Source organism: Agromyces sp. NPDC058064 (assembly GCF_042885275.1).
Taxonomy (GTDB): Bacteria; Actinomycetota; Actinomycetes; order Actinomycetales; family Microbacteriaceae; genus Agromyces.
This window is the reverse complement of record NZ_JBHVSE010000002.1, coordinates 1113212-1137379: the sequence shown is the minus strand read 5'-3', so window position 1 is coordinate 1137379 and position 24168 is coordinate 1113212. Positions and strand designations below refer to the sequence as shown.

Annotated in this window: 24 protein-coding genes; 4 read left to right on the top strand and 20 right to left on the bottom strand. The window is 71.5% G+C overall.

Going from position 1 to position 24168, the window contains the following annotated elements:
* Positions 1 to 5 precede the first annotated feature (5 nt).
* Entirely contained in the window at positions 6 to 419 is a 414-nt protein-coding gene (gene nusB / locus ACFVSL_RS11175) for a transcription antitermination factor NusB (protein ID WP_022887995.1), read from the bottom strand.
* The gene (gene efp / locus ACFVSL_RS11170) at positions 419 to 982 is read right to left on the bottom strand and encodes an elongation factor P (protein ID WP_157424144.1); all 564 of its coding nucleotides are present in this window, start codon (positions 980 to 982) and stop codon (positions 419 to 421) included. The genes nusB and efp overlap by 1 nt, the downstream gene beginning before the upstream one ends.
* 149 nt (positions 983 to 1131) lie before the next feature.
* Between efp and ACFVSL_RS11165 the strand changes: the two genes are divergently transcribed.
* Positions 1132 to 1587 carry a luciferase family protein gene (locus tag ACFVSL_RS11165; RefSeq protein WP_386941023.1) on the top strand — a complete coding sequence of 152 codons (456 nt, stop codon included), beginning with the start codon at positions 1132 to 1134 and terminating at the stop codon, positions 1585 to 1587.
* 12 nt (positions 1588 to 1599) lie between these two features.
* Here ACFVSL_RS11165 and ACFVSL_RS11160 read toward each other — a convergent pair whose 3' ends face one another.
* The 11 genes from ACFVSL_RS11160 to ACFVSL_RS11110 form a co-directional block, all read right to left on the bottom strand.
* Positions 1600 to 2055, bottom strand: a complete 456-nt coding sequence (locus ACFVSL_RS11160) for a type II 3-dehydroquinate dehydratase (RefSeq protein ID WP_386941021.1) — start codon at positions 2053 to 2055, stop codon at positions 1600 to 1602.
* Complete coding sequence (gene aroB, locus ACFVSL_RS11155) at positions 2052 to 3134, bottom strand: 3-dehydroquinate synthase (protein WP_386941019.1); 1083 nt, start codon at positions 3132 to 3134, stop codon at positions 2052 to 2054. The genes ACFVSL_RS11160 and aroB overlap by 4 nt, the downstream gene beginning before the upstream one ends.
* A complete protein-coding gene (locus tag ACFVSL_RS11150) occupies positions 3131 to 3649 on the bottom strand; it encodes a shikimate kinase (RefSeq protein ID WP_386941017.1) in 519 nt (172 codons plus the stop codon). Before ACFVSL_RS11150 ends, aroB begins: the two co-directional genes overlap by 4 nt.
* Positions 3642 to 4859 carry a chorismate synthase gene (gene aroC, locus ACFVSL_RS11145; RefSeq protein ID WP_386941015.1) on the bottom strand — a complete coding sequence of 406 codons (1218 nt, stop codon included), beginning with the start codon at positions 4857 to 4859 and terminating at the stop codon, positions 3642 to 3644. The genes ACFVSL_RS11150 and aroC overlap by 8 nt, the downstream gene beginning before the upstream one ends.
* Before the next feature lie 21 nt (positions 4860 to 4880).
* Positions 4881 to 5744: a shikimate dehydrogenase gene (locus tag ACFVSL_RS11140; protein ID WP_386941013.1), complete on the bottom strand. Its 864-nt coding sequence runs from the start codon at positions 5742 to 5744 to the stop codon at positions 4881 to 4883.
* Complete coding sequence (gene mltG / locus ACFVSL_RS11135) at positions 5737 to 7506, bottom strand: endolytic transglycosylase MltG (protein WP_386941011.1); 1770 nt, start codon at positions 7504 to 7506, stop codon at positions 5737 to 5739. Before mltG ends, ACFVSL_RS11140 begins: the two co-directional genes overlap by 8 nt.
* Positions 7503 to 7985 (bottom strand): Holliday junction resolvase RuvX, encoded by a 483-nt coding sequence (gene ruvX, locus ACFVSL_RS11130; protein ID WP_386941009.1) that lies wholly within the window; start codon positions 7983 to 7985, stop codon positions 7503 to 7505. The genes mltG and ruvX overlap by 4 nt, the downstream gene beginning before the upstream one ends.
* 7 nt (positions 7986 to 7992) lie before the next feature.
* Complete coding sequence (alaS, locus tag ACFVSL_RS11125) at positions 7993 to 10650, bottom strand: alanine--tRNA ligase (protein ID WP_386941007.1); 2658 nt, start codon at positions 10648 to 10650, stop codon at positions 7993 to 7995.
* Between the two features lie 56 nt (positions 10651 to 10706).
* Complete coding sequence (locus tag ACFVSL_RS11120; RefSeq protein ID WP_386941006.1) at positions 10707 to 10907, bottom strand: hypothetical protein; 201 nt, start codon at positions 10905 to 10907, stop codon at positions 10707 to 10709.
* 142 nt (positions 10908 to 11049) lie between these two features.
* Complete coding sequence (gene rpsD, locus ACFVSL_RS11115) at positions 11050 to 11673, bottom strand: 30S ribosomal protein S4 (RefSeq protein ID WP_022887983.1); 624 nt, start codon at positions 11671 to 11673, stop codon at positions 11050 to 11052.
* Between the two features lie 187 nt (positions 11674 to 11860).
* Positions 11861 to 13306 (bottom strand): replication-associated recombination protein A, encoded by a 1446-nt coding sequence (locus ACFVSL_RS11110; protein WP_386941004.1) that lies wholly within the window; start codon positions 13304 to 13306, stop codon positions 11861 to 11863.
* Between the two features lie 123 nt (positions 13307 to 13429).
* Between ACFVSL_RS11110 and ACFVSL_RS11105 the strand changes: the two genes are divergently transcribed.
* The 3 genes from ACFVSL_RS11105 (at position 13430) to ACFVSL_RS11095 (ending at position 16291) form a co-directional block, all read left to right on the top strand.
* Positions 13430 to 14209 (top strand): peptidylprolyl isomerase, encoded by a 780-nt coding sequence (locus ACFVSL_RS11105; RefSeq protein WP_386941002.1) that lies wholly within the window; start codon positions 13430 to 13432, stop codon positions 14207 to 14209.
* A 161-nt stretch (positions 14210 to 14370) separates the two neighbouring features.
* Positions 14371 to 15603, top strand: a complete 1233-nt coding sequence (locus tag ACFVSL_RS11100) for a DUF349 domain-containing protein (protein WP_386941000.1) — start codon at positions 14371 to 14373, stop codon at positions 15601 to 15603.
* Between the two features lie 97 nt (positions 15604 to 15700).
* Entirely contained in the window at positions 15701 to 16291 is a 591-nt protein-coding gene (locus ACFVSL_RS11095) for a type IV toxin-antitoxin system AbiEi family antitoxin (RefSeq protein WP_386940998.1), read from the top strand.
* On the opposite strand, the gene ACFVSL_RS11090 is transcribed toward ACFVSL_RS11095, so the two are convergent.
* The 7 genes from ACFVSL_RS11090 to ruvC form a co-directional block, all read right to left on the bottom strand.
* Positions 16270 to 18522, bottom strand: coding sequence for a bifunctional (p)ppGpp synthetase/guanosine-3',5'-bis(diphosphate) 3'-pyrophosphohydrolase (locus ACFVSL_RS11090; RefSeq protein WP_157424133.1), 2253 nt, complete (start codon positions 18520 to 18522; stop codon positions 16270 to 16272). The two genes, ACFVSL_RS11095 and ACFVSL_RS11090, sit on opposite strands and share 22 nt — an antisense overlap.
* A gap of 75 nt (positions 18523 to 18597) precedes the next feature.
* A complete protein-coding gene (gene secF, locus ACFVSL_RS11085; RefSeq protein ID WP_386940996.1) occupies positions 18598 to 19617 on the bottom strand; it encodes a protein translocase subunit SecF in 1020 nt (339 codons plus the stop codon).
* Positions 19617 to 21356 carry a protein translocase subunit SecD gene (gene secD / locus ACFVSL_RS11080; protein ID WP_386940995.1) on the bottom strand — a complete coding sequence of 580 codons (1740 nt, stop codon included), beginning with the start codon at positions 21354 to 21356 and terminating at the stop codon, positions 19617 to 19619. Before secD ends, secF begins: the two co-directional genes overlap by 1 nt.
* 63 nt (positions 21357 to 21419) lie before the next feature.
* Positions 21420 to 21812 carry a preprotein translocase subunit YajC gene (gene yajC / locus ACFVSL_RS11075; protein ID WP_386940993.1) on the bottom strand — a complete coding sequence of 131 codons (393 nt, stop codon included), beginning with the start codon at positions 21810 to 21812 and terminating at the stop codon, positions 21420 to 21422.
* A gap of 71 nt (positions 21813 to 21883) precedes the next feature.
* The gene (gene ruvB / locus ACFVSL_RS11070; protein WP_386940991.1) at positions 21884 to 22924 is read right to left on the bottom strand and encodes a Holliday junction branch migration DNA helicase RuvB; all 1041 of its coding nucleotides are present in this window, start codon (positions 22922 to 22924) and stop codon (positions 21884 to 21886) included.
* Complete coding sequence (gene ruvA, locus ACFVSL_RS11065; protein ID WP_386940989.1) at positions 22921 to 23541, bottom strand: Holliday junction branch migration protein RuvA; 621 nt, start codon at positions 23539 to 23541, stop codon at positions 22921 to 22923. The genes ruvB and ruvA overlap by 4 nt, the downstream gene beginning before the upstream one ends.
* Positions 23538 to 24167, bottom strand: a complete 630-nt coding sequence (gene ruvC / locus ACFVSL_RS11060) for a crossover junction endodeoxyribonuclease RuvC (protein WP_386940987.1) — start codon at positions 24165 to 24167, stop codon at positions 23538 to 23540. The genes ruvA and ruvC overlap by 4 nt, the downstream gene beginning before the upstream one ends.
* Between the last annotated feature and the right edge of the window lies 1 nt (position 24168).

The window sequence follows — 24168 nt, the reverse complement described above, 5'->3', positions numbered from 1 at the left end:
GCCGGTCAGGCCTTCGCGTGCGAGATCGCCGCGAGCAGGCCGTTCACGAAGCCGGCGGAGTCGTCGGTCGACAGCACGGTCGCGGCCTCGACGGCCTCGGAGATCGCGACGGGATCGGGCACCTCGTCGTTGTAGACGATCTCCCACACGCCGATGCGCAGCAGGGCGCGGTCGACCGCGGGCATCCGCTCGAGGGTCCACCCGCGGGAGTTCGTCTCGATGAGCTCGTCGATCTCGGCGCGGTGGTCGACGATGCCGTCGACGATCTCGCGCGCGTACAGCCACGACGCGGCGCGCTCGGGCTCGTTCGCCGCCTTCTGCGCCTCGACGACCAGCATCTGCTCGACGGGCACCTGGCGCATGTCGGCCGAGTACAGCATGTCGAGCGCGCGCTTGCGCGCCTTGGTACGGGCGCTCACTAGTCGTTCACGCGGCCGAGGTAGTCGCCCGTGCGGGTGTCGACCTTGACCTTGGTGCCCGTCTCGAGGAAGAGCGGCACCTGGATCTCGTAGCCGGTCTCGACGGTGGCGGGCTTGGTGCCGCCGGTCGAGCGGTCGCCCTGGAGGCCCGGCTCGGTGTACGTGATCTCGAGCACGACCGAGGCCGGCAGGTCGATGTACAGCGGGTTGCCGTTGTTCAGGGCGATGGTGACGGCCTGGTTCTCGAGCATGAAGTTCGCGGCGTCGCCGACGACCGTCGACGAGACGGTGATCTGGTCGTAGTCGGTCGCGTCCATGAAGACGAAGCCGTCGCCGTCGTTGTACAGGTACGTGAAGTCGCGGCGGTCGACGTTCTCGATCTCGATCTTCGCGCCGGCGTTGTAGGTGCGGTCGACGGTCTTGCCGCTGACGACGTTCTTCAGCTTGGTGCGCACGAACGCACCGCCCTTGCCGGGCTTGACGTGCTGGAACTCGATGACGCTCCAGAGCTGGCCGTCGATCGAGAGGACGACGCCGTTCTTGATGTCAGCGGTGCTTGCCATGCGAATACGATCCATTCAGTTGCGAAGAGGCTCGGCCGGAGTCGGCCCGAGAGAGTTCAGTCGATCGAGTGTAGTCGCTGCGCTGCGAGCACGCCAATGCGACCGGATGCCTCCAGCTCGCGCCGGCCGCGATCCTCTAGCCTGACGTGGTGATCGACACCCCGCGCCACGGCCCCCGCCCGACCGTCTCCACCGAGGGGCCGCAGCGCCAGCTCGACCAGCGCGCGACGCCCGAGCTGTGGGGCCGCCTCGTGGCGAGCGTCTTCGCCCCCGACGGGGTCGTCGAGGGACACAGCCAGGTCTCGCCGAAATCGTCCCGGGCGGTGTTCCTCGAGGAGCTCGAGGTCGCGCGCACCGTCGAGACCTCGCTGTTCCCCGACGGGCGGCTCGAGCCCGTGCACCTGCACGGCGTCGACGACACCAGCGTGCACCTGGTGCTGCCTGCCGAACGCGGCGCCCGTCTCACCGAACTCGGCTGGGCCGAGCCCCACCAGTACGAGGACTTCGGCACCGAGTTCATGGTGTACGGCCCGCGCGATCCCGCCGAGCTCGAGGTCGTGCTCTCGATCGTCGAGGAGAGCCTCGCCTACGCCCGCGGCGACTGAGCGGACCTCGGCTCAGCCCTCGGCGCGCCCCGTGATGACGTCGAGGAGCAGCCGTACCGCCGTCTCGTAGCCGGCGACGCCCTCCCCCGTCACGTGCACCACCGCGACGTCGGCGACGTACGAGTGGTGGCGGAACGGCTCGCGCTGCGAGACGTCGGAGATGTGCACCTCGGCGACGGGCAGGTCGACGCCCGCGAGCGCGTCGCGCAGCACGACCGAGGTGTGCGTCAGCCCGCCCGGGTTGATCACGATGCCCGCGCAGTCGAGCCGCGCAGCATGGATCGCGTCGAGGAGCACGCCCTCGTGGTTGGACTGCACGGCGCGCACGTCGAAGCCGCGAGCGGACGCGGCATCCGCGACGATGCGCTCGACGTCGGCGAGCGTCCGGGAGCCGTAGATCTCGGGCTCGCGGATGCCGAGGAGGTTCAGGTTCGGGCCGTTGACGAGCAGCAGCCGCCGCTCGGTCACGAGCCGATCTCCTGGTAGGCGGCGAAGAGCAGCGACTGGTCGGGCGCCTGCATGACGGTCGGCTTCGCGAGGTCGTCGAGCACGATGAACCGCAGCTGGCCGGCCCGCGACTTCTTGTCGCGCTGCATGGTCGCGAGGAGGGTGTTCCAGCGGCCGGCGGGGTAGCTCGTCGGCAGGCTCAGGAGGTCGAGCACCCGGCGGTGCCGGTCGGCCACCTCGTCGGAGAGGCGGCCCGAGAGCCGGCCCAGCTCGGCGGCGAACATCATGCCCACGGCGACGGCCGCGCCGTGCCGCCACTGGTACCGCTCGGCGTGCTCGACGGCGTGGCCGAGGGTGTGGCCGTAGTTGAGGATCTCGCGGAGCCCCTGCTCGGTGAGGTCTTCGGAGACGACGTCGGCCTTCATCTGGATCGCGAGCTCGACGACGCGGCGGAACTCGGGCGTCGCGGGGTCGGTCGCGACCTCGGGGTCGGCTTCGACGATGTCGAGGATCTCGGGGTAGCGGATGAACCCGGCCTTCACGATCTCGGCGAACCCGGCGAGGATCTCGTTCTTCGGCAGGGTGTCGAGCAGGTCGAGGTCGCAGAGCACGGCGGCCGGCGGGTGGAAGACGCCCACGAGGTTCTTGCCCTCGTTCGTGTTGATGCCGGTCTTGCCGCCGACCGCGGCGTCGACCATGCCGAGCACCGTCGTCGGCACCTGCACGACGCGGACCCCGCGCAGCCAGGTGGCCGCCACGAACCCGGCGAGGTCGGTGATCGCTCCCCCGCCGAAGCCGACGATGGCGTCGCTGCGGGTGAAGTCGGCCTGGCCGAGCACCTGCCAGCAGAACGCGGCGACCTCGATGCGCTTGCCCGCCTCGGCGTCGGGCACCTCGGCGAGCAGCACCTCGAAGCGGTCGGAGAGCGCCTCGCGCAGGGCCGCGGCGCGGGCGCCGAGGGTCGCGGGGTGCACGACCAGCACCTTCTTCACCGCGCCGCCGAGTGCGTCGCCGAGCTCGGCGAGGACGCCGCGCCCGACGACCACGTCGTAGCCCGACTCGCCGCCGACCCGGATCGCCGTGCGCTCGTCTGCCGTCATCGTTCTCCTCCGAAGTGCTCGGTGATCTCGTCGACGATCCGCCCGACCGAGCGCCGGGAGGTGTCGATGGTGAGGTCGGCGACGGCCGCGTACAGCGGGCGCCGGTCCTCGAGGATGGCGGTCCAGCGGTCGAGGCCGCCGTCGGCGATGAGCGGGCGATTGCCGCCCGCGAGCCGGGGCGCGACGGCTTCGCGCGAGACCTGCAGCCACACGACCGCGAGCCGCGCGAGGTCGTCGCGGGTGTCGTCGTGCAGCACGGCGCCGCCGCCGAGCGAGACGACGGCCTCCTCGCGGAGCGCCTCGGCGACGACCTCGCGCTCGATGACGCGGAAGTACTCCTCGCCCTCGCGCGCGAAGATCTCGTCGATCGCGCCGTACCGCTCGGTGATCCGCGCGTCGGTGTCGATGAAGGGGGCCCCGGCGGTCGCGGCGAGCCGTTGCCCGACCCGGGACTTGCCGGCCCCCATCGGGCCGACGAGCACGATGGGGAGGCCGAGGCGGGCGTCGTCAGACACCGGCGTCGACCGCGCCCTCCGCACCCGCGGTGCGCAGGCCCTCGGGGATGGCGGCGAGGTAGGACTCGAGGTTCCGCCGGGTCTCGGCGACCGAGTCGCCGCCGAACTTCTCGAGCACGGCGTTCGCGAGCACGAGCGCGACCATCGCCTCCGCGACGACGCCCGCCGCGGGCACCGCGACGACGTCGGAGCGCTGGTGGTGGGCCGCCGCCGGCTCGCCGGTCGCGACGTCGATCGTCGGCAGCGCGTGCGGCACGGTCGCGATGGGCTTCATGCCGGCGCGGACGCGCAGCACCGTGCCGGTCGACATGCCGCCCTCGGTGCCGCCCGCGCGATCGCTCGCGCGCACGATCCGGCCGTCGGCCGCGTGCAGTTCGTCGTGCGCGACCGAGCCGCGGCGGCGGGTCGTCTCGAAGCCGTCGCCGACCTCGACGCCCTTGATCGCCTGGATGCCCATGAGCGCGGCGGCGAGCTGCGCGTCGAGACGGCGGTCCCAGTGCACGTGCGAGCCGAGGCCCGGGGGCACGCCGTAGGCGAGCACCTCGACGACGCCGCCGAGGGTGTCGCCCGACTTGTGGGCGTCGTCGACCTCGGCGACCATGCGGGCGCTCGTCTCGGCGTCGAAGCACCGCAGCGGATCGGCGTCGACCGCATCGACATCGGTGGGCAGTGGCAGCGCGGCGCCGTCGGGCACCCGCACCGGTCCGATCGAGAGGGTGTGCGCGATCGTCAGGATGCCGAGCTCGGCGAGGAACGACTTCGCGACCGCGCCGAGCGCGACGCGGGCCGCCGTCTCGCGGGCGCTGGCCCGCTCGAGCACGGGGCGCGCCTCGTCGAAGCCGTACTTCTGCATGCCGACGAGGTCGGCGTGGCCCGGACGGGGCCGGGTGAGCGGGGCGCCGCGCCCTCGGCCGAGACGCTCGGCGTCGATCGGCTCGGGGCTCATGACCTCCTGCCACTTCGGCCACTCGGTGTTGCCGACGCGCACGGCGATCGGGCTGCCGAGGCTGAGGCCGTGGCGGACGCCGCCCGAGATCGCCAGTTCGTCCTGTTCGAACTTCATGCGCGCGCCACGGCCGTAGCCGAGCTTGCGGCGCGCCAGATCGGCGCGGATCGAATCGAGCGAGACGGGGATACCGGCGGGAAGACCCTCGAGGATCGCGACGAGCTCAGGCCCGTGCGACTCTCCGGCAGTGAGCCAACGGAGCATGCCTCCTATCCTTCCACAGCGTCAGGCGACCGACTCGCGCATGACGGCGAGCACGTCATCCTCGTCGGGCAGCTCCGAGAAGGGGTCGCCGTTCACGAAGATGCGGATCTGCAGGAGCGCCTGGTGCAGCAGCATGCCGAGGCCGTGCACGACCGTGCCTTCGGCGTCGAGCCAGACGCGGCCGAGCGCGCTCGGCCAGGGGTCGTAGGCGACGTCGAGGAGGGGGGCGTGCGCCACGAGCGCGGCCGAGGGCGCGACGCCGAGATCGACGCCGCCGGGGACGGTGCTGATGACGAGGTCGGCGTGGGCGTCGGCGTCGGCGAGCGAGGTGATCGGATGCTCCGTGACGACGAGTCCGGCGCGGTGCCCGAGCGCTTCGAGCTCGGCGGCGGCGCCGGGCCTGCGCACGAGGACCCGCACCTCCTCGGCCCCCAGTTCGGCCATCGCGACGAGTGCCGACGCTGCGGTCGCCCCGGCGCCGATGAGCGCGCCACGACGGATCGCCGTGATCCCGGACTCCGCGAGCGTGCGCACGATGCCGCCGACATCGGTGTTGAAGCCGAGGCGGCGCCCGCCGTCGAGGAGCACGGTGTTCGCGGCACCCGTCAGCGCGGCGAGCTCGTCGACCTCGTCGAGGAGGGGCAGCACGTCCTGCTTGAGCGGCATCGTCAGCGAGAGGCCCCGCCACGCGGCATCCAGCCCGTCGACGAACGCCGGGAGGCGATCTCCGGTCATCTCGATCGCGGAGTACCCCCAGTCGAGGCCGAGCCGCGCGTACGCGGCCCGGTGCAGCGACGGGCTCCGGGAGTGCGAGATCGGCGAGCCGAGCACCGCGAGACGGGCCGACGATGCGGCCCCCGGCGTCGCGGACGGCGACTCAGCCATATTCGGGGTGCTCCTGCATCCAGGCGAGCCACTTCGCGACCGCGGCGTCGTGCTCCTCGACGGTCGAGGAGAAGATCGTCTCGCCCGTGTCGAGGTTCCACGTGACGAAGAACAGCCACGGGCCGTCGGCGGGGTGCAGCGCCGCGTCGATCGCGAGGTCGCCCGGGTTCGAGATCGGGCCGACCGGGAGGCCCGGGTGCACGTAGGTGTTGTAGCGGTTCGACGCGTCGGCGCGCTCGGCGTCGGTCGTCGTCACGAGATGCGTGTTGCCGGTGCCGTAGGCGACGGTCGCGTCGGACTGCAGCAGCCCGCTCTCCCACTTCGCCGGGTCGAGCCGGTTGAGGAACACGCGGGACACCTTGTAGAAGTCGTCCTTGAGACCGGCCTCGCGCTGGACGAGTGCGGCGAGCACGATCGTCTTCCACCGGTCCTCGGGCGCGACCCCCGCCTCGTCGAGCGCCTGGAACTGGCGGTCGACGAGGGTCTGCAGGACGGCGTGCGCATCGAGGTCGGGGTCGAGCGTGTACGTCGCCGGGAACAGGAAGCCCTCGAGGTTCGTCGCCTCGGGCGGGAGCCCGTAGTTCGCGGGCGGCTCGGCCGCGGCCGCCTGCAGCTCCTCGAGCGGGATCCCCGTGCCCTCCGAGATGGGCGTGAGGGCATCGACGGTCGCCGTGCCCTCGGGGATGACGAAGGTGTTCTCCAGCTTGTTCGCCGGGTCGAGGAGCGCATCGAGCGCGGCCTGCGCGCTCATCTGCTCGGCCAGCTGATAGGCGCCCGGGTAGAACACGGGCGAGGGGTCTGCCTCGGCCACCGCCTCGATGAAGGCGTCGGTCGAAGCCACGACGTCGGCGTCGACGAGGTTCGACGCGATCGACTCCCCCGTGTCGCCCTCGTGGATCATGAAGACGAGCTCGCCGGTGCCGGCGCCCTCGTAGTCGGCGGCCGGCTGGAACCGCTCGATCACCGCGTTCATCGGCCCCTGCAGGAAGAAGAAGGCGCCGACGCCGAGGGCCGCGACGACGAGCAGGCCGATGAGGCAGCCCCATGCGCCGCGACGGCGCGGCTTCTCGTCGGGGTGCTGGTCGTAGGGGTCGGATGCCGCGGCCCGTCGCTCGGCGCGGGAGGGCTTGCGCCGCCCGGGCTCGTCCGTCAGCGGGTCCACCGACTGGTGCGGGTCGCCGAGGAGGTCGGCGAACGGCGACGCGGAGGTGGGCTGCGGGGGTTCCGATCCCGGTTCGGTTCCCGAACGCGGCACGATGGGCGGGGCCTCGCCGGCGAGATGCGCGTCGAAGGCGGAGCGCGGTTGCGCCGGCGGCGACGACTGCCCCGCACCGGCGAGCTCCTCGAACGACGGCCCCGTCTGCGGCCGCCGCAGGGGCTGCAGCTGCTGGAGCGGCTCCTGCGGCGGCGTCGCCGGAGGCACCGGAGGCACCGGCGCGGCCGGATACGGGGTCGGCGCCGTGCCTGCCGCAGCCGCGGCCGCAGCGCTCTCGGCCTCGGCCTGCGCGGCCGCGCGCTGCTCGGCCTCGCGGATCTCGCGGCGCGTCATCGGCTGCGCAGCGGGAGCGGGAGTCGCCCCGGTCGACGGAGCCGGAACCGGAGCCGGGGTCGGGGCCGACCCGGTCGACGGCGCGGCAGCCGGAGTCGCCCCGGTCGACGGCGCGGGGATCGAACCCGTCGTCGGTGCGTCGGTGCCGAGCAACGCCCGCCAGTCGGCGGCGAGGGCGTCGGCGTCGGAGCGCTCTGGGGGGAGCTGGGTCACAGGGGTGAGGGCCCTTCGTCGAGGTCGAGCACGCGGCCGGGTGCGTGGCCTGCGGCCCGCTCGGCGTCGATCGCGTGTTGCAGAATGATAACGGCTGCGACTTGGTCGACGATGGGACGCTGCTTCTTCGATGACTTGCCGCTCGCGCGCAGCGCCTGCTGGGCGCTGACGGTCGAGAGCCGCTCGTCGACGAGCCGCACCGGCAGCCCGCCGCCCGAACGGCCGAGACGCTCCGCGAACTCGAGCGCGTCGTCGGTCGAGGGCGTCGACCCGCCCGAGAGCGAGAGCGGCAGCCCGACGACGAACTCGATCGCCTCGTACTCCCCCGCGAGCTCGACGATGCGGCGCACGTCCGCGTCGCCGTCGGCCGCACGGGCGACCGTCTCGATCGGTACTGCGAGCAGTCCGCCCGCATCGCACCGCGAGACGCCGATGCGCGCGCGACCGACGTCGATGCCGAGCCTCGCTCCGGAGCGCATGGTGCGACTACCCGCCGAGACCGCGGCGCACGGCCTCGAGCGCGGCGGGGATCGCCGCGACGTCGGTGCCGCCGCCCTGGGCGAGGTCGGGCTTGCCGCCGCCGCCGCCGCCCAGTACGCCGGCCGCGCTCTTCGCCAGGGCTCCGGCGTTCGCGCCGTGGTCTCGCGCCGCGGGCGAGGTCGCCACGATCGCGAGCGGCTTGCCGCCGACCTCGCCGGCGAGTGCCACGACGCTCGCCGCGTCGCCCAGCTGGCCGCGAACGGAGAGCGCGAGCGACCGCAGTTCGTCGCCCGAGCCGAGCTGCCCCACCGACTCGGCCACGAGCAGCACCTCGCCGACCCGACCGGCCTTCGCCGCGAGCGCGGGCACGCGGTCGTTCAGCGCCTTCGCCTCGAAGGCCTGGATCTTCTTCTCGGCGCTCTTCAGGTTCGCGACGAGTTCGCCGACGCGGTCGACGAGCTGCTCGGGGCGGGTCTTCAGCGACGAGGTGAGCTCGTTCACGAGCGCGCGCTCCGCTGCGAAGCGGCGGAACGCCTCGAGGCCGACGAGCGACTCGACACGGCGGTTCGAGGCGCCCACGGAGGACTCGCCGACGATGTTGATCATGCCGATCTCGGCGCTCGTCGACACGTGGGTGCCGGCGCAGAGCTCGCGCGACCAGGGGCCGCCGATGTCGACGACGCGCACGACGTCACCGTACTTCTCGCCGAAGAGCGCCATCGCGCCGAGCGACTTCGCCTCGTCGAGCGGCATCTCGCGGGTGACGACCTGGAGGTTGTCGCGCACCGCGCTGTTCGAGATCTCCTCGAGCTCGCTGCGGGTCTCGGCCGACAGCGCCGAGTTCCAGCCGTAGTCGAGGCGCAGGTAGCCGGCCTTGTTGAACGAGCCCGACTGGTGGGCGTTCGGGCCGACCACCTGGCGCAGCGCGGCGTGCACGATGTGCGTGCCCGAGTGCGCCTGGGTCGCGCCGCGGCGGTAGTCCTCGTCGACGAGGCTCGTCGCCCGCTCGCCCACGCCGACCTCGCCCGAGGTCACCTTGACCGTGTGGCTGATGAGCCCCTTCACGGGCTTCTGCACGTCGAGCACCTCGAGCTCGAATCCGTCGCCGACGATGCGCCCCTGGTCGGGCGCCTGCCCGCCGGACTCGGCGTAGAGCGCGGTCTCGGCGAGGATGACCTCGGCCGTCTGACCGGCGACCGCACGCTGCGCGGGCCGGCCGTCGACGAGGAGGCCGAGCACGCTCGACTCGGTCGCGAGCTCCGTGTAGCCGGTGAAGACGGTCTCGCCCTTCGCGCGGAAGTCGGCGTACACCGAGAGATCGGCGAGCACCTTCTTCTTCGACTTCGCGTCGGCCTTCGCCCGGGTGCGCTGGGCGGTCATGAGCTCGTCGAACGCGGTGCGGTCGACGGCGAGGCCCGCCTCCTCGGCCATCTCGAGCGTCAGCTCGATCGGGAAGCCGTAGGTGTCGTGCAGCAGGAACGCCGTGTCGCCCGCGAGCTCCTCGCGCCCGGCATCCTTCGTCTTCGCGACCGCGAGGTCGAGGATCGAGGTGCCGGCCGAGAGCGTGCGGAGGAACGTCTCCTCCTCGCCGAGTGCGAGCTGCTCGATGTGCGCGTAGTCGCGCGCGACCTCGGGGTACGCCGCCTTCATCGCGTCGCGCGACGCCGCGAACAGCTCGCGGAACGTCGGGCCCTCGACGCCGAGCAGGCGCATCGCGCGGATGCTGCGACGGAGGAGCCGCCGCAGGATGTACCCGCGCCCCTCGTTCGACGGGCTCACCCCGTCGCTCATGAGCATGAGCGCGGAGCGGACGTGGTCGGCGATGACGCGCATGCGCACGTCGTCCTCGTGGTCCGCGCCGTAGCGGCGGCCCGAGATCTCAGCGGCGCGGTCGAGCACCGGGCGCACCTGGTCGATCTCGTACATGTTGTCGACGCCCTGCTTGAGGAACGCGACGCGCTCAAGGCCCATGCCGGTGTCGATGTTCTTCTTCGGCAGCTCCTTCACGACCGTGAAGTCGGTCTTCGACTTCACGTCGGTGATGAGGTACTGCATGAACACGAGGTTCCAGATCTCGACGTAGCGGTCGTCGTCGGTCGCGGGGCCGCCGTCGATGCCGTAGGCGGGGCCGCGGTCGAAGAAGATCTCCGAGCAGGGGCCCGCGGGGCCCGGCTGCCCGGTGTGCCAGTAGTTCGTCTCCTTGCCGAGCCGCTGGATGCGCTCGTCGGGCAGGCCCGCGACGCGCTTCCAGATCTCGATCGCCTCGTCGTCGTCCTCGTAGACGGTGACCCAGAGGTCCTCCGGCGCGAAGCCGTAGCCGCCGGCCGACTCGGCCGAGGTCAGCAGCTCCCACGCCATCGAGATGGCGCCCTCCTTGAAGTAGTCGCCGAAGGAGAAGTTGCCGTTCATCTGGAAGAACGTGCCGTGTCGCGGCGTCTTGCCGACCTCTTCGATGTCGTTGGTGCGGATGCACTTCTGCACGCTCGTGGCCCGCGGGTACGGGGCGGGCACGATGCCGGTGAGGTACGGCACGAAGGGCACCATGCCGGCCACGGTGAAGAGCAGCGTCGGGTCGTCGGAGACGAGCGAGGCCGAGGGGACGACGGTGTGACCGCGGTCGGCGAAGAAGTCGAGCCAACGCTGGCGGATGTCGGCAGTCTGCATGGTTCCGTTCTGGGGTCGAGCCCGGTGCGACCGGGCCGGAGGTGAAGGGTGAGGGCTCAGCGAGCGGCCGAGGCGTCGCCGTCGGCGCGCAGCTCGGCGTCGCGGGCGTGATAGCCCTCGGCGATGGCGTTGCCGAACTCGCGGGCCTTCGCGTCGATCGACGAGAAGAAGTCGCGACCCTGCTTGGTCTGGTTGACCTGGTGCGCGACCACGAAACCGGCCGCGACGCCGACGGTGAACCACAGAATGCTCTTCACGGGTGCTCCCTCTTCGATCTGTCACGGGCGCGATGGCGCCCGGCACGCCTCGGATCAGTCTAGTGGCGAGGCGACGGCCCTCGCCCGGAGACGAAACAGGGGCCGCGGGAAACCCGCGACCCCTGTTTCGAGACGACTCGCGTCAGCGAGCGGCGTAGTACTCGACGACGAGCTGCACGTCGCAGGTCACGGGGACCTCGGCGCGCTTCGGGCGACGCACGAGGCGCGCCTGGAGCTTGTCGAGCTCGACCTCGAGGTAGCCCGGAACCTTGGGGAGCACGTCGACGTGACCGCCGGCCGCGGCGACCTGGAAGGGCTCGGTGCCCTCGCTGCGCGACTTGACGTGCACGAGCTGGCCCGGCTTCACGCGGAACGAGGGGCGGTCGACGAGCTGGCCGTCGACGAGGATGTGGCGGTGCACGACGAACTGGCGGGCCTGCGTGATGGTGCGGGCGAAGCCGGCACGGAGCACGAGGGCGTCGAGACGCATCTCGAGCAGCTCGACGAGGTTCTCACCGGTCTGGCCGGCGGTGCGCTTGGCCTCGACGTAGGCGATCTTCAGCTGCTTCTCGCGGATGCCGTACTGGGCGCGGAGACGCTGCTTCTCGCGCAGACGCACGGCGTAGTCGCTGTCCTGCTTGCGCTTGGTGCGGCCGTGCTCACCGGGAGCGTAGGGGCGCTTCTCCATGTAGCGGGCGGCCTTCGGGGTGAGGGCGACGCCGAGCGCGCGAGAGAGGCGGGTCTTGCTGCGTGACTGGTTCGACACGAATGTCCTTTCGGAAGAATCTCAAGTGAATCGCCGGCGCGATCGTGCGCCGGAAATCTGTGTCAGAGGGATTCGCCAGGGGTGGATCGGCTACAGATCGCACCCACTCGCCGGTGACCCTCTCGCAGCCGCGCTCGAGGATCTGGCTTCAGGCCAGCGTCAATCGTACCACGACGGGCATGGCCGCTCAGCGGCCGCCCCGGACGATCCGGCGGAGCTTCGCGAGCCTCGCCGAGACCTCGCGCTCGTTGCCGTGCTCGGTGGGTTCGTAGTACACGGCGCCGCGGAGCGTGTCGGGCAGGTACTCCTGGGCCACCACGCCGATCGCGTCGTCGTGGGGGTAGCGGTAGCCCTTGCCGTGGCCGAGCCGCTTCGCGCCGGGATAGTGGGCGTCGCGGAGGTGCTTCGGCACGCGCCCCGCCTTGCCGGCGCGCACGTCGGCGATGGCCTTGTCGATGCCGAGGTAGGCCGCGTTCGACTTCGGGGCGGTCGCGAGGTGCACGACCGCCTGGGCGAGCGGGATGCGCCCCTCCGGCATGCCGATGAACTGCACGGCGTCGGCCGCGGCCACCGCCACGCCGAGCGCCTGCGGATCGGCGAGCCCGATGTCCTCCGACGCGAGCACGATGATGCGACGGGCGATGAAGCGCGGATCCTCACCGGCCTCGATCATGCGCGCGAGGTAGTGCAGGGCGGCGTCGACGTCGCTGCCGCGCACCGACTTGATGAACGCGCTGATGACGTCGTAGTGCTCGTCGCCGTTGCGGTCGTACCTGAGCAGCGCGCGGTCGACCGCGCGCGCGACGATGTCGGCGGTGATGAGAGGCGGCGCGGATGCCCCGGCGTCGTCGCCGGCCTCCGGCTCCCCCGCCTCGTCGTCGTCTGCGGCGTCGTCGTCTGCGGCGGCGCCGTCGGCCCCGGGCTCGGCGGACCCGTCGGTCGCCTCCACGGGCATCGCCGCGGCCGAGACCGCTGCGGCCTCGAGCGCGGTCAGCGCGCGCCGCGCATCGCCCGAGGCGAGGCGCACGATCGCCGCCCGCGCCTCGGGATCGAGCGTCACCCTGCCCGCGAGGCCCCGGGCGTCGGCGACGGCACGGTCGACGAGCACCCCGAGGTCGTCGTCGCTCAGGAGCTCGAGGGTGAGCAGCAGCGAACGCGACAGCAGCGGCGAGATCACCGAGAACGACGGGTTCTCGGTCGTCGCGGCGACGAGGATCACCCAGCCGTTCTCGACGCCCGGCAGCAGCGCGTCCTGCTGGGCCTTCGTGAAGCGGTGGATCTCGTCGAGGAAGAGCACCGTGGAGAGCCCGTACAGATCGCGGCTGGCGCGGGCCTCCTCCATCACCTGGCGCACGTCGCGCACGCCGGCGGTCACTGCGGAGAGCTCGACGAACTTGCGGCCCGACGAGCGCGCGATCGCCTGGGCGAGCGTCGTCTTGCCGGTGCCGGGCGGCCCCCAGAGGATCACCGACACCGACCCGGACTCACCGGATCGGTCGCCGGCGAGGGCGACGAGCGGCGAGCCGGGGGTCAGCAGATGACGCTGCCCGGCGACCTCGTCGAGACTCGTCGGACGCATGCGCACCGCGAGCGGCGTCGCGCCCGAGCGCAGCCCCGGACCGGATTCCACCATGGATTCAAGCGTAGTCGCGGCATCCGACACCGATTCTCCGTCGAGTGCTCGCGGTGCGGCGATTGGTGCGGTCACGCGGGCTTAAGTAGAGTCGGCTCGCAGGATTCCGGAGAAGGAGCAGGCGTGGCATCGAACGACCGACAGGCGCGCGAAGAGCGCGCGCGCCTGCGCACCTACCAGGCACGGCAAGAGGTCCACGCCGGCAAGCAGCGGCGACGCAGTCGCGACAACCTGATCGCGGTCCTCGCGCTGGTGGTCGTGCTGGCCCTCGCGGTCGGCGCGCAGCTCTTCTTCTTCAGCGGCGGCCCCGGCGCCCCCGAGCCGACTGCGAGCGAGACCCCGTCGCCCACCGAGGCGGCGGGCGAGAACGACGGCGAGGTGCCGAGCCCCGACCTCGCAGAGGGGCGCACCTGGACGGGCACGCTGACCCTCAACGACATCCCGCTCGGCGTCGAGCTCGACGGCGCCGCAGCGCCGCAGGCGGTCTCGAGCGAGATCAGCCTGATCCAGTCGGGCTTCTACGACGGCGTGGCCTGCCACCGCCTCACGAAGGACACGATCTGGGTGCTGCAGTGCGGCGACCCCGACGGCGACGGCTCGGGCGGCCCCGGCTACAGCTACGGCCCCATCGAGAACGCGCCGGCCGACGGTGTCTACCCGGCCGGCACGATCGCCATGGCGCGCGTGCCCAACGACGCCAACAGCCAGGGCAGCCAGTTCTTCATCGTCTACGAGGACACGACGCTCCCGGCCGACAGCGCGGGCGGCTACACCGTCATCGGCACCGTCACGAGCGGGCTCGACGAGCTGCGCGCGGGCATCACCGACGCCGGCGCCGAGGGCGGCGTCAGCGACGGCGCCCCCGCCGTGCCCACGACGATCACCGGCTTCACGATCGAGTGATCACGGCACCGCCGCCGGGCGGTGCAATAGGCTTGACCGCACACGCCGCCGCTGGCGGCACCCGACCTACGACGCGGCGGCGCAGCCCGCGACCGCCGCCAATAGGCTTGACCGCAACATCGCCGCCGCCCGCGGCGTCCGACCTACGACAGGGTGAGGCCGTGACCGAATCAGATCAGCAACCGTGGGGCCGCGTCGACGAGACGGGCACCGTCTTCGTTCGCACGAGCGACGGCGAGCGGGAGGTCGGTCAGTACCCCGACGCAACCCCTGAAGAGGCACTCGCCTACTTCGAGCGCAAGTACGCCGACCTCGCGGGCCAGGTCGGCCTGCTCGAGCAGCGCGTGCGCCGCGGCGCTCCCGCGGCCGACGTCGCGAAGGCCGTCTCGACGCTCACCGAGTCGGTCGCCGGCGCCCACGCGGTCGGCGACCTCGAGTCGCTCTCCCGCCGCCTCGAGGCGCTGTCGGGCACCACGAAGGAGCTCACCGAGCAGCAGCAGGCCGAGGCGAAGGCGGCGCTCGCCGGCGCCATCGCCGAGCGCACCGCCATCGTCGAGCAGGCCGAGGCGCTCGCCGCGCAGGACCCGGCGAAGACGCAGTGGAAGCAGGCGACCGCCGAGCTCGACGCTCTCTTCGCGAGCTGGCAGCGCCACCAGCAGGACGGCCCCCGGCTGCCGAAGAACGAGGCGAACGAGCTGTGGAAGCGGTTCCGTGCCGCGCGCTCGACGATCGAGCAGCACCGCAAGGCGTTCTTCGCCGAGCTCGACGCCGCACACCGCGACGTGCGCACCCGCAAGCAGCGCCTCATCGAGCGCGCCGAGGCGCTCGCCCCGCGCGGCGCCGACGCGGTCGGCGACTACCGCAGCCTCCTCGACGAGTGGAAGCAGGCCGGCCGCGCCGGCAAGAAGCTCGACGACCAGCTGTGGGCCAAGTTCAAGGCCGCCGGCGACGTGCTCTTCAACGCGAAGGCCGAGATCGACGCGAAGGACGACGAGGAGTACCGGGCCAACCTCGAGGAGAAGCTCGCGCTGCTCACCGAGGCCGAGGCGCTCCTGACCGAGACCGACGCCAAGAAGGCGCGCTCCGAGCTCAACCGCGTCCAGCGCAAGTGGGACGAGATCGGCAAGGTGCCCCGCGACCAGGTGCGTGCGGTCGAGGACCGGCTCCGCAAGGTCGAGAACCACGTCCGCTCCCTCGAGGACGAGCGCTGGCAGCGCGAGGACCCCGAGAAGAAGGCGCGCTCCGAGGGCATGCTCGGCCAGCTCAACGACGCGATCGAGAAGCTCGAGGCCGAGGTCGCGGCCGCGGAGGCCGCCGGCGACGCGAAGGCCGCCGCCGCCGCGCGCGAGGCGCTCGACGCCCGTCGTGCCTGGCTCAAGGCCGTCGGCGGCTGATCCGCCGACTCCTCCGCACCGCTTCGAGGGAGGCGGGATTCTCCACAGGATCCCGCCTCCTTCGTCGTGCGCCCGTCGGATGCTCCAGCATGGGCGGATGGCACGACTCCCCCGGGTGCTCGGCACCGACGACCTCCCGCTCGCCGAGCTGTGCGCCGCACGCATCGACGGCGAGCTGTTCGTGATCGACGAGGGCTGGGCTCCCGTCGACGAACCCGATCTTCCGGCCTTCCGCGCCGAGGCGGTGGCGCTCCGCGTGCCGCGCCGTCTCATCATCGAGCGGCTCTCGGCGGCGTGGGTGCACGGTGCGCTCGACGCTCCGCCCCGCACCGCGCAGTTCTGCGTGCCGCTGCACGAACGCGTGGCGGTTGTCGCCGGTCCGGGCGCCTGCGTGCGCGAGGTCGTCATCGACGGCGACGACGTGCTCGCACTCGGGAGTGCGCGCTGCACGACGCCGGCGCGCACCGCGGTCGACCTCCTCCGCGACCCGGCGCTCGACGACGGCGTCGCCGAACTCGTCGTCGCGCGACTCGTCGAGGCGCACGCGGGCGTTGCCGAGCTGGTGCGGTCGCGGATCGCGACGGCGCACCGGCTGCCGCACCTCGCACTGGCCCGCAGGCGATTCGCACGGGCCCAGCGGGCCGATCGCGTCGGAGCGGCCTCGGCTCAGCCGTCGCTGACGCGGTAGACGTCGTACACGGCGTCGATCCGGCGCACCGCGTTGAGCACGCGGTCGAGGTGCGTCGTGTCGCCCATCTCGAAGACGAAGCGGCTCAGCGCGAGGCGGTCGGTCGAGGTCGACACGTTCGCCGAGAGGATGTTGACGTGGTGCTCGGAGAGCACGCGGGTCACGTCCGAGAGCAGCCCGGCCCGGTCGAGCGCCTCGATCTGGATCTGCACGAGGAACACGCTCTTCGAGCTCGGCGCCCACTCGACGTCGATCATGCGCTCGGGTTCGCGGAGGAGCGACTGCACGTTGTGGCAGTTCGCCTGATGCACCGACACGCCGGCGCCGCGCGTCACGAAGCCGACGATCTCGTCGCCGGGCACCGGGGTGCAGCAGCGTGCGAGCTTCACGAGGATGTCGGGCGCGCCGCGCACGAGCACCCCCGACTCGGCGTGCCGTGGCAACGGACGGGTGCGCACCGGCAGCGGCAGGTCGGGCTCGTCGACGTCGTCGACGTCGCGGACGAGCGCGACGACCTTCTCGAGCACGGACTGCGTCGAGACGTGCCCCTCGCCGACCGCGGCGTAGAGCGACGACACGTCGTCGTAGCGCAGCAGCGCCGCGACCTCGGCGAACGACTCCTGGCTCATGAGCTTCTGCAGCGGCAGGTTCTGCTTGCGCATCGCGCGGGCGATCGAGTCGCGTCCCTGCTCGATCGCCTCGTCGCGGCGTTCCTTCGTGAACCACTGGCGGATCTTGTTGCGCGCGCGGGGGCTCTTGACGAAGTTGAGCCAGTCCTTGCTCGGGCCCGAGTCGGGGTTCTTCGAGGTGAAGACCTCGACGACGTCGCCGCTCGACAGCTCGCTCTCGAGCGGCACGAGCCGGCCGTTCACCTTGGCGCCCATCGTGCGGTGGCCGACCTCGGTGTGCACGGCGTACGCGAAGTCGACGGGCGTCGCACCGGCGGGCAGCCCGATGACCCGGCCCTTCGGCGTGAAGACGTAGACCTCCTTCGCGCCGATCTCGAAGCGGAGGGAGTCGAGGAACTCGCCCGGGTCGGCCGTCTCGGCCTGCCAGTCGGAGATGTGGGCGAGCCAGGCCATGTCGGTCTCGCTCTGCATCGCCGGGCCGCCCGACGACTTTCCGGTCGTCTGCTCCTTGTACTTCCAGTGGGCGGCGACACCGTACTCGGCCCGCTGGTGCATGTCATGGGTGCGGATCTGGAGCTCGACGGCGCGGCCCTTCGGCCCGAGGACCGTCGTGTGCAGCGACTGGTAGAGGTTGAACTTCGGCGTGGCGATATAGTCCTTGAAGCGGCCGGGCAGCGGCGTCCACCTGGCGTGGATCGCGCCGAGCACGGCGTAGCAGTCGCGGACCGAGTTCACGAGCACGCGGATGCCGACGAGGTCGTAGATCTCGTCGAAGTCGCGGCCCCTGACGATCATCTTCTGGTAGATCGAGTAGTACTGCTTCGGCCGGCCGACGACCTTGCCGCGGATCTTCGCGGCCTTGAGGTCGTCGTTGACCAGGTCGATGACGTTCTGGACGAACTCCTCGCGCTGCGGCGTGCGCTGCTTGACGAGGCTCTCGATCTCGGCGTAGAGCTTCGGATAAAGCACCGCGAAGGAGAGGTCCTCGAGCTCCCACTTGATCGCCTGGATGCCGAGCCGGTGCGCGAGCGGCGCGTAGATCTCGAGCGTCTCGGTCGCCTTCCGGCTCGCCGACGCGGCGGGCACGAAGCCCCAGGTCCGCGCGTTGTGCAGGCGGTCGGCGAGCTTGATGATGAGCACCCGGATGTCCTTCGACATCGCGACGATCATCTTGCGGACGGTCTCGGCCTGGGTGGAGTCGCCGTACTTGACCTTGTCGAGCTTCGTGACGCCGTCGACGAGCATCGCGATCTCGTCGCCGAAGTCGGCCCGCACCTCATCGAGGGTGTACGCGGTGTCTTCGACCGTGTCGTGCAGCAGGGCGGCGGCGACGGTCTTCGACCCGATGCCGAGATCGGCGAGGATCTGCGCGACCGCGATCGGATGCGTGATGTACGGCTCGCCGCTCTTGCGCTTCTGGCCCTCGTGCGCACGATCCGCGACCGTGTAGGCGCGCTCGACGAGCGCGAGGTCGGCCTTCGGGTGGTGCATCCGCACCGTCCGCAGCAGCGTGTCGACCGCTCCCGAGGGCTGGGCCTTCGAGAAGATCCGCGGCACCAGGCGGCGCAGCGAAGCGGTTGAGTTGACCCCGGTCTCCGTCACGCCTCACCTCCAGAACTCAATTATCACCGCTCCGGAGGGTGAGGCGTGCACAGCGAAGCACGCCGGGGGCGAACGTCATGCGGTCGGCAGGGCCTCAGCCGAGGTCGAGGCGCCGACGGCGCGCTCGCGCTCCTTCAGGACCTTGAGGTCGTGGCGATGGATCGCCGGCTCCCGCTCGCGCAGCTGCGAGTACAGCGGTGCGGCGAGGAACACGGTCGACCACGTGCCCACGAGGATGCCGATGAGCAGTGCCAGCGAGATGTCGCGGAGCGTGTCGGCCCCGAGCACCCCGGCGCCGATGAAGAGGATCGCCGCGACCGGCAGGGCCGCGACCACGCTCGTGTTGATGGACCGCACGAGGGTCTGGTTCACCGCGAGGTTCACCGACTCCGCGAAGGTCCGACGGGACTGCTCGCCGTCCTCGGCGGTGTTCTCGCGGATCTTGTCGAAGACCACGACGGTGTCGTAGAGCGAGTAGCTGAGGATCGTGAGGATACCGATCATCGCGGCGGGGCTGATCTCGAAGCCGACGGCGGCGTAGATGCCGGTCGTGACCACGAGGTCGACCATGAGCGCGATGATCGCGGCGGCCGACATCTTCCACGTGCGGAAGTAGAGCGCCATGATGACGGCGGCGAGCAGCACGAAGGCGATCAGGCCGACCACGGCCTGGCGGGTGACGTCGGCACCCCAGCTCGGGCCGATGAACGAGCTGGTCACCTCGGACTCGGGCACGTCGTACGCCTCGGCGAGTGCCGAGGTCACCTCGTGCGACTCGTCCTGCGAGAGCTGGTCGGTCTGCACGCGCACGCCGGTGCCGCCGACGATGGTGACCTTCGTGGTCGCCTCGGGCACCACCGACTCGACGGCCTCGATCGCGGGCTCAGCGGTGGCGTTCTCGACGTCGGAGATCTGGAACTGCGATCCGCCGCGGAACTCGATGCTGAAGTTCACCCCGGTGAAGAGGGGGACGACCACCGAGAGCAGCACGAACACGCCGATGATCGCGTACCACTTCTTGCGGCCGCCGACGAAGTTGAACGAGCGCTTGCCGGTGTAGAGGTCATTGCCGAAGGTGGTCAGACGGTTGGCCATCAGGACTCCTTCCCTTCGTTCGAGGTATCGCCGGCACCGACCGCCGCGGCCTTGCGCTCGGCGATCGTCTGACGCCGCTGCGCCTCCTTGGCGCTCGACGCCGCCTTCTTGCCCGCCACCTCGGCGGTGGGCTTGCGGAACTCGGCACGGCCCCGGTAGACGGCACCGAGCGCGTTCGGGTCGAGACCCGACCACGGGTTGCCGCTGGAGAAGAACCGCGTCTGCGCGAGCAGTTGCAGCATCGGGTGGGTGAAGAGGATCACGACGATGACGTCGATGATCGTGGTGATTCCGAGCGTGTAGGCGAAGCCCTTGACGCTGCCGACCGCGAGGATGAACAGCACGATCGCGGCGAGGAGGTTGACGCCCTTCGAGGCGAGGATCGTGCGGAACGCCCGCTTCCATCCGGCCTCGACGGCGCCGACCAGCGGCCGGCCGTCTCGGAGTTCGTCTCGGACTCGCTCGAAGTACACGATGAACGAGTCGGCGGTGAAGCCGATCGCCACGATGAGGCCGGCGATGCCCGCGAGCGAGAGTCGATAGCCCTCGCGCCACGACAGGATCGTGATCGTGAGGTACGTGATGATCGCCGCGATGACGAGCGAGGCGATCGTCACCGAACCGAGCGCGCGGTACTGGAACAGCGTGTAGATCACGACCAGGATGAGGCCGATGAGGCCGGCGAGCAGGCCCGACTGGAGCTGCGAGGTACCGAGCGTCGGCGAGATGGTCTCGGTCGACTGCACCGTGAAGCTGATCGGGAGCGCACCGAACTTGAGCTGGTCGGCGAGGGCCTTCGAGCTCTCCTGCGTGAAGCTGCCGGTGATCTGCGGCCGACCGTCGGTGATCGCGCCGTTCATGGCGGGGGCGGTGAGCACCGCGCCGTCGAGCACGAACGCGAACTGGTCGCGGGGCGTCTGGCCCTGGAGGCCGAAGAGTCGGGTCGAGACCTTGGCGAAGTCGTCGGTGCCCTCGTCGTCGAAGACGATGTTGACGGCCCACTGGCCGGTGGAGGCGCCGGTCTGCGTCTGGACCATGCCGTTGGTGGCGTCGACGATGTTCTCGCCGCTCGCCTCGACCGGGCCGAGCAGGTACTTCGCCGTGCGGCTCACGTCGCAGGTGACGAGCGGCTCGTCGGCCGGGGCGACCTCGGTGGTCTCGTCCATCTGCGCGCAGTTGTACGAGTCGAACTCGGCCTGGAGCGCCGGAGTGACCCACGCCGGGTCGCTGCCGTCGGTCGGCACCGCGGTCGGCGTCGACTCGAGCTCCTCCTCGGGCGCGTCGCTCGGCGACGGGCTCGCGCTCGGCTCGATCGCCTGGTTCGTGGCCGCGTCGGCGAGCAGGACCGCCCGCAGCTCGAGCTTCGCCGACTGCTCGATGCGCGCGCGGGTCTGGTCGTCGAGCTCACCCGGGATGCGGACGACGACGTTGTCGCCCTCGGTGTTGATCTCGGCCTCGGCCACGCCGGAGGCGTCGACGCGCTGGCGGATGATCGCCACCGCCTGGTCGAGCTGCTCCTGCGAGACGTCGGCGCCCGACTCGACCTTCGGCGCGAGGATGATCTGCGTGCCGCCCTCGAGGTCGAGGGCGAGCTTCGGGGTCCAGGAGCCTTCGCCCCAGATCACCCCCGCCGCGTTGATACCGAACAGGAGCGCGATGATGACACCCAGCCAGGTGAGGGAACGCCATGCCTTGCGGACGGGCGTCGGCCGGGATGACCGCTTCGATGGTGCAGCCACGTGTTCTGCTTTCTCTGCAGGAGCCCGCGCAGCATCGCGCGGGCCGAGCCTCGGGGGTGAGTCTTAGTCGTCCGACTTCTTGGTGTCGGGCGTCTCGTCGGTGGTCGGCGCGTCGTCGGCGGCGTCGGAGACGCGCTCACCGAACTCGGGCTCGCCCTCGACGGCCGCCGGCGCCTCGTCGGAGCCCTCGACGGGCTCGACCACGCGCGCGATCGTCTGGCGGTGCACCGTCAGGATCGTGCCGGGCGAGGTTTCGAGGAGCACCTGGTTCTCCTCCTCGTCCATCGAGAGGATGGTGCCGAAGACGCCGAAGTTGGTCATGACCTTCGCGCCCACCTGGACCTTCGACTGCAGTTCGCGAGCCTCGGCCTGACGCTTGCGCGAGTTGCGGAACATGAAGAAGATCAGCACCGCGAGCACGGCGAGCATGATGAGAGTGAACGGGTCGAACGTCATGAGGGAGAAGTACCTTCCGGTGTGCGCGGGGCGCACGAAGTCAGTGGCGTTGAGGGACGAGCCTCAATGGATTATAGGTCATCGATCGGAAGCGCCGCTGCCGCGTCGGGAGCGGCCTCGGTGAGACCGAAATGCCGCCAGGCGGCGGGGGTCGCGACCCGCCCGCGCGGGGTGCGCGTGACGAGCCCGATGCGCACGAGGAAGGGCTCGACGACCGCCTCGATCGTCTCGGCCTCCTCGCCGACGGAGACGGCGAGCGTGTTGAGCCCGACCGGACCGCCCCCGAACCTCGTGAGGATCGTCTCCATCACCGCCCGGTCGAGCCGGTCGAGGCCGAGCGCGTCGACGTCGTAGAGCTCGAGCGCCGCGCGCACGGCATCGAGGTCGGCGCGGCCCGAGTGCACGAGCGCGTAGTCGCGCACGCGTCGCAGCAGCCGGTTGGCGATGCGCGGCGTGCCGCGGCAGCGGCCCGCGATCTCGGCCAGTGCGGCCCGGTCGGTGTCGAGGCCGAGCATCGCCGCCGCCCGTACGAGCACCTGCTCGAGCTCGGACTCGGCGTAGAACTCGAGGTGGGCGGTGAAGCCGAAGCGATCGCGGAGCGGGTTGGGCAGCAGGCCTGCGCGCGTCGTCGCGCCGACGAGGGTGAAGGGGGCGAGGTCGAGCGGCACCGAGGTCGCGCCGGCGCCCTTGCCGACCATGATGTCGATACGGAAGTCCTCCATGGCGAGGTAGAGCATCTCCTCGGCCGAGCGCGCCATGCGGTGGATCTCGTCGATGAAGAGCACCTCGCCGGGCACGAGCGAGGAGAGGATGGCGGCGAGATCGCCCGCGTGCTGGATCGCCGGCCCGCTCGACATGCGGAGCGGGCGCCCGCCCTCGTGGGCGACGATCATCGCGAGCGTGGTCTTGCCGAGGCCTGGCGGGCCCGCGAGCAGGATGTGGTCGGGCGTGCGCTGCTGGATGGCGGCTGCCGTCAGGAGGAGCTGCAGCTGGCCGCGCACCCGCGTCTGCCCCACGAACTCGCCGAGGCTGCGGGGCCGCAGTGCACCTTCGAACGCGAGCTCGGCCTCGGAGGCGAGTTCGGGATCGGTCAGGTCGTCGGCGCCGTTCACCGGCCCCTCCCGCCCTGCTGCGCGGGCCCGAGCCGCGCCAGCGTCAGGCGCAGCATCGTCGGCACGGAGGCGGACTCGACCTCGCTCGCGCCGGCGAGCGTCTCGTCGAGCGCCTCGGCGGCGACCCGCTCGGTCCACCCGAGGCCGGTGAGCGCCGCGAGCACGCTGTCGGCGACGCCGCCCGACGCGATGGGCGTCGCGGTGCTGCGCGCCGCCGGCGGCGCGAGCTTGCCGGCGAGCGAGACGGTGATGAGCTTCGCCGTCTTCGGGCCGATGCCGCTGACCTTGCGGAACACGGCGTCGTCTTCGCGATGCACTGCCTCGGCGACCTGCTCGGGCGAGAGCGACGACAGCACGCCGAGCGCCGACTTGGGGCCGACCCCCGTGACCCCGATCAGGAGCTCGAATACCTCGAGCTCGTCGCGGGTCGCGAAGCCGAAGATCGTGAGCGAGTCTTCACGCACGATCAGCGAGGTGTGCACCGCGAGCTCGTGGCCCTCACGGCTCGCGAGCACGAGCGCCGGGGTGGTGTTGACCTGGAAGCCGACGCCGCCGACGTCGATGACGAGCGAACTGCCGGCTGCGGCGAGGACGCGCCCGCGGAGGGAGGAGATCACTCCTTCAGCCTACGGGCCGCCCCCGACACCGCCGCGGAGCGCTCCGCGGCGAGCCATGCCCGTTGCGCCGGGGTCAGCCCCGAGGCATCCGCCGACGGTGCCGCGCCGGACGCGCCGCCGACCGCGGCCTCGCGGATCGCGGCCCCGGCGACCCCGCCGGTGCGCCACGCGTGGCAGATCGCGAGCGCCAGCGCGTCGGCGGCGTCGGCCGGCTTCGGCACCGACTCGAGCCCGAGGATGCGAGCGACCATCGCCCCGACCTGCTTCTTGTCGGCGCGACCGTACCCGGTGATGGCGGCCTTCACCTCTGAGGGCGTGTGCAGCGCGACCGGCAGTTCGCGTCGCGCGGCGATGAGCATCGCGACGCCGGAGATCTGCGCCGTGCCCATGATCGTCGACACGTCCGAGCGGGCGAACACCCGCTCGAGCGCGACGGCCTGCGGGCGATGCTCGTCGAATATCGCCTCGAGCCCGTCGGCGATCCTGGCGAGCCGTCGCTCGATCGGCGCGTCGGTCGGCGAACGCAGCACGACGACGTCGACGAGCTCCGCCGTGCGGTTCGGCGAGACGTCGACGACGCCGACGCCGCAGCGGGTGAGCCCGGGGTCGATGCCGAGCACCCGCACG

What these genes read in the sequence shown, in the direction of transcription:
- ruvX (WP_386941009.1), bottom strand. Translation starts at nt 7,985, where the DNA reads ATGCGCTCCGGAGCGAGGCTCGGCATCGACGTCGGTCGCGCGCGCATC.
- secF (WP_386940996.1), bottom strand. Translation starts at nt 19,617, where the DNA reads ATGGCCAACCGTCTGACCACCTTCGGCAATGACCTCTACACCGGCAAG.
- ACFVSL_RS11140 (WP_386941013.1), bottom strand. Translation starts at nt 5,744, where the DNA reads ATGGCTGAGTCGCCGTCCGCGACGCCGGGGGCCGCATCGTCGGCCCGT.
- yajC (WP_386940993.1), bottom strand. Translation starts at nt 21,812, where the DNA reads ATGACGTTCGACCCGTTCACTCTCATCATGCTCGCCGTGCTCGCGGTG.
- alaS (WP_386941007.1), bottom strand. Translation starts at nt 10,650, where the DNA reads ATGCAGACTGCCGACATCCGCCAGCGTTGGCTCGACTTCTTCGCCGAC.
- ACFVSL_RS11110 (WP_386941004.1), bottom strand. Translation starts at nt 13,306, where the DNA reads ATGGTGGAATCCGGTCCGGGGCTGCGCTCGGGCGCGACGCCGCTCGCG.
- aroC (WP_386941015.1), bottom strand. Translation starts at nt 4,859, where the DNA reads ATGCTCCGTTGGCTCACTGCCGGAGAGTCGCACGGGCCTGAGCTCGTC.
- efp (WP_157424144.1), bottom strand. Translation starts at nt 982, where the DNA reads ATGGCAAGCACCGCTGACATCAAGAACGGCGTCGTCCTCTCGATCGAC.
- aroB (WP_386941019.1), bottom strand. Translation starts at nt 3,134, where the DNA reads ATGACGGCAGACGAGCGCACGGCGATCCGGGTCGGCGGCGAGTCGGGC.
- ACFVSL_RS11095 (WP_386940998.1), top strand. Translation starts at nt 15,701, where the DNA reads ATGGCACGACTCCCCCGGGTGCTCGGCACCGACGACCTCCCGCTCGCC.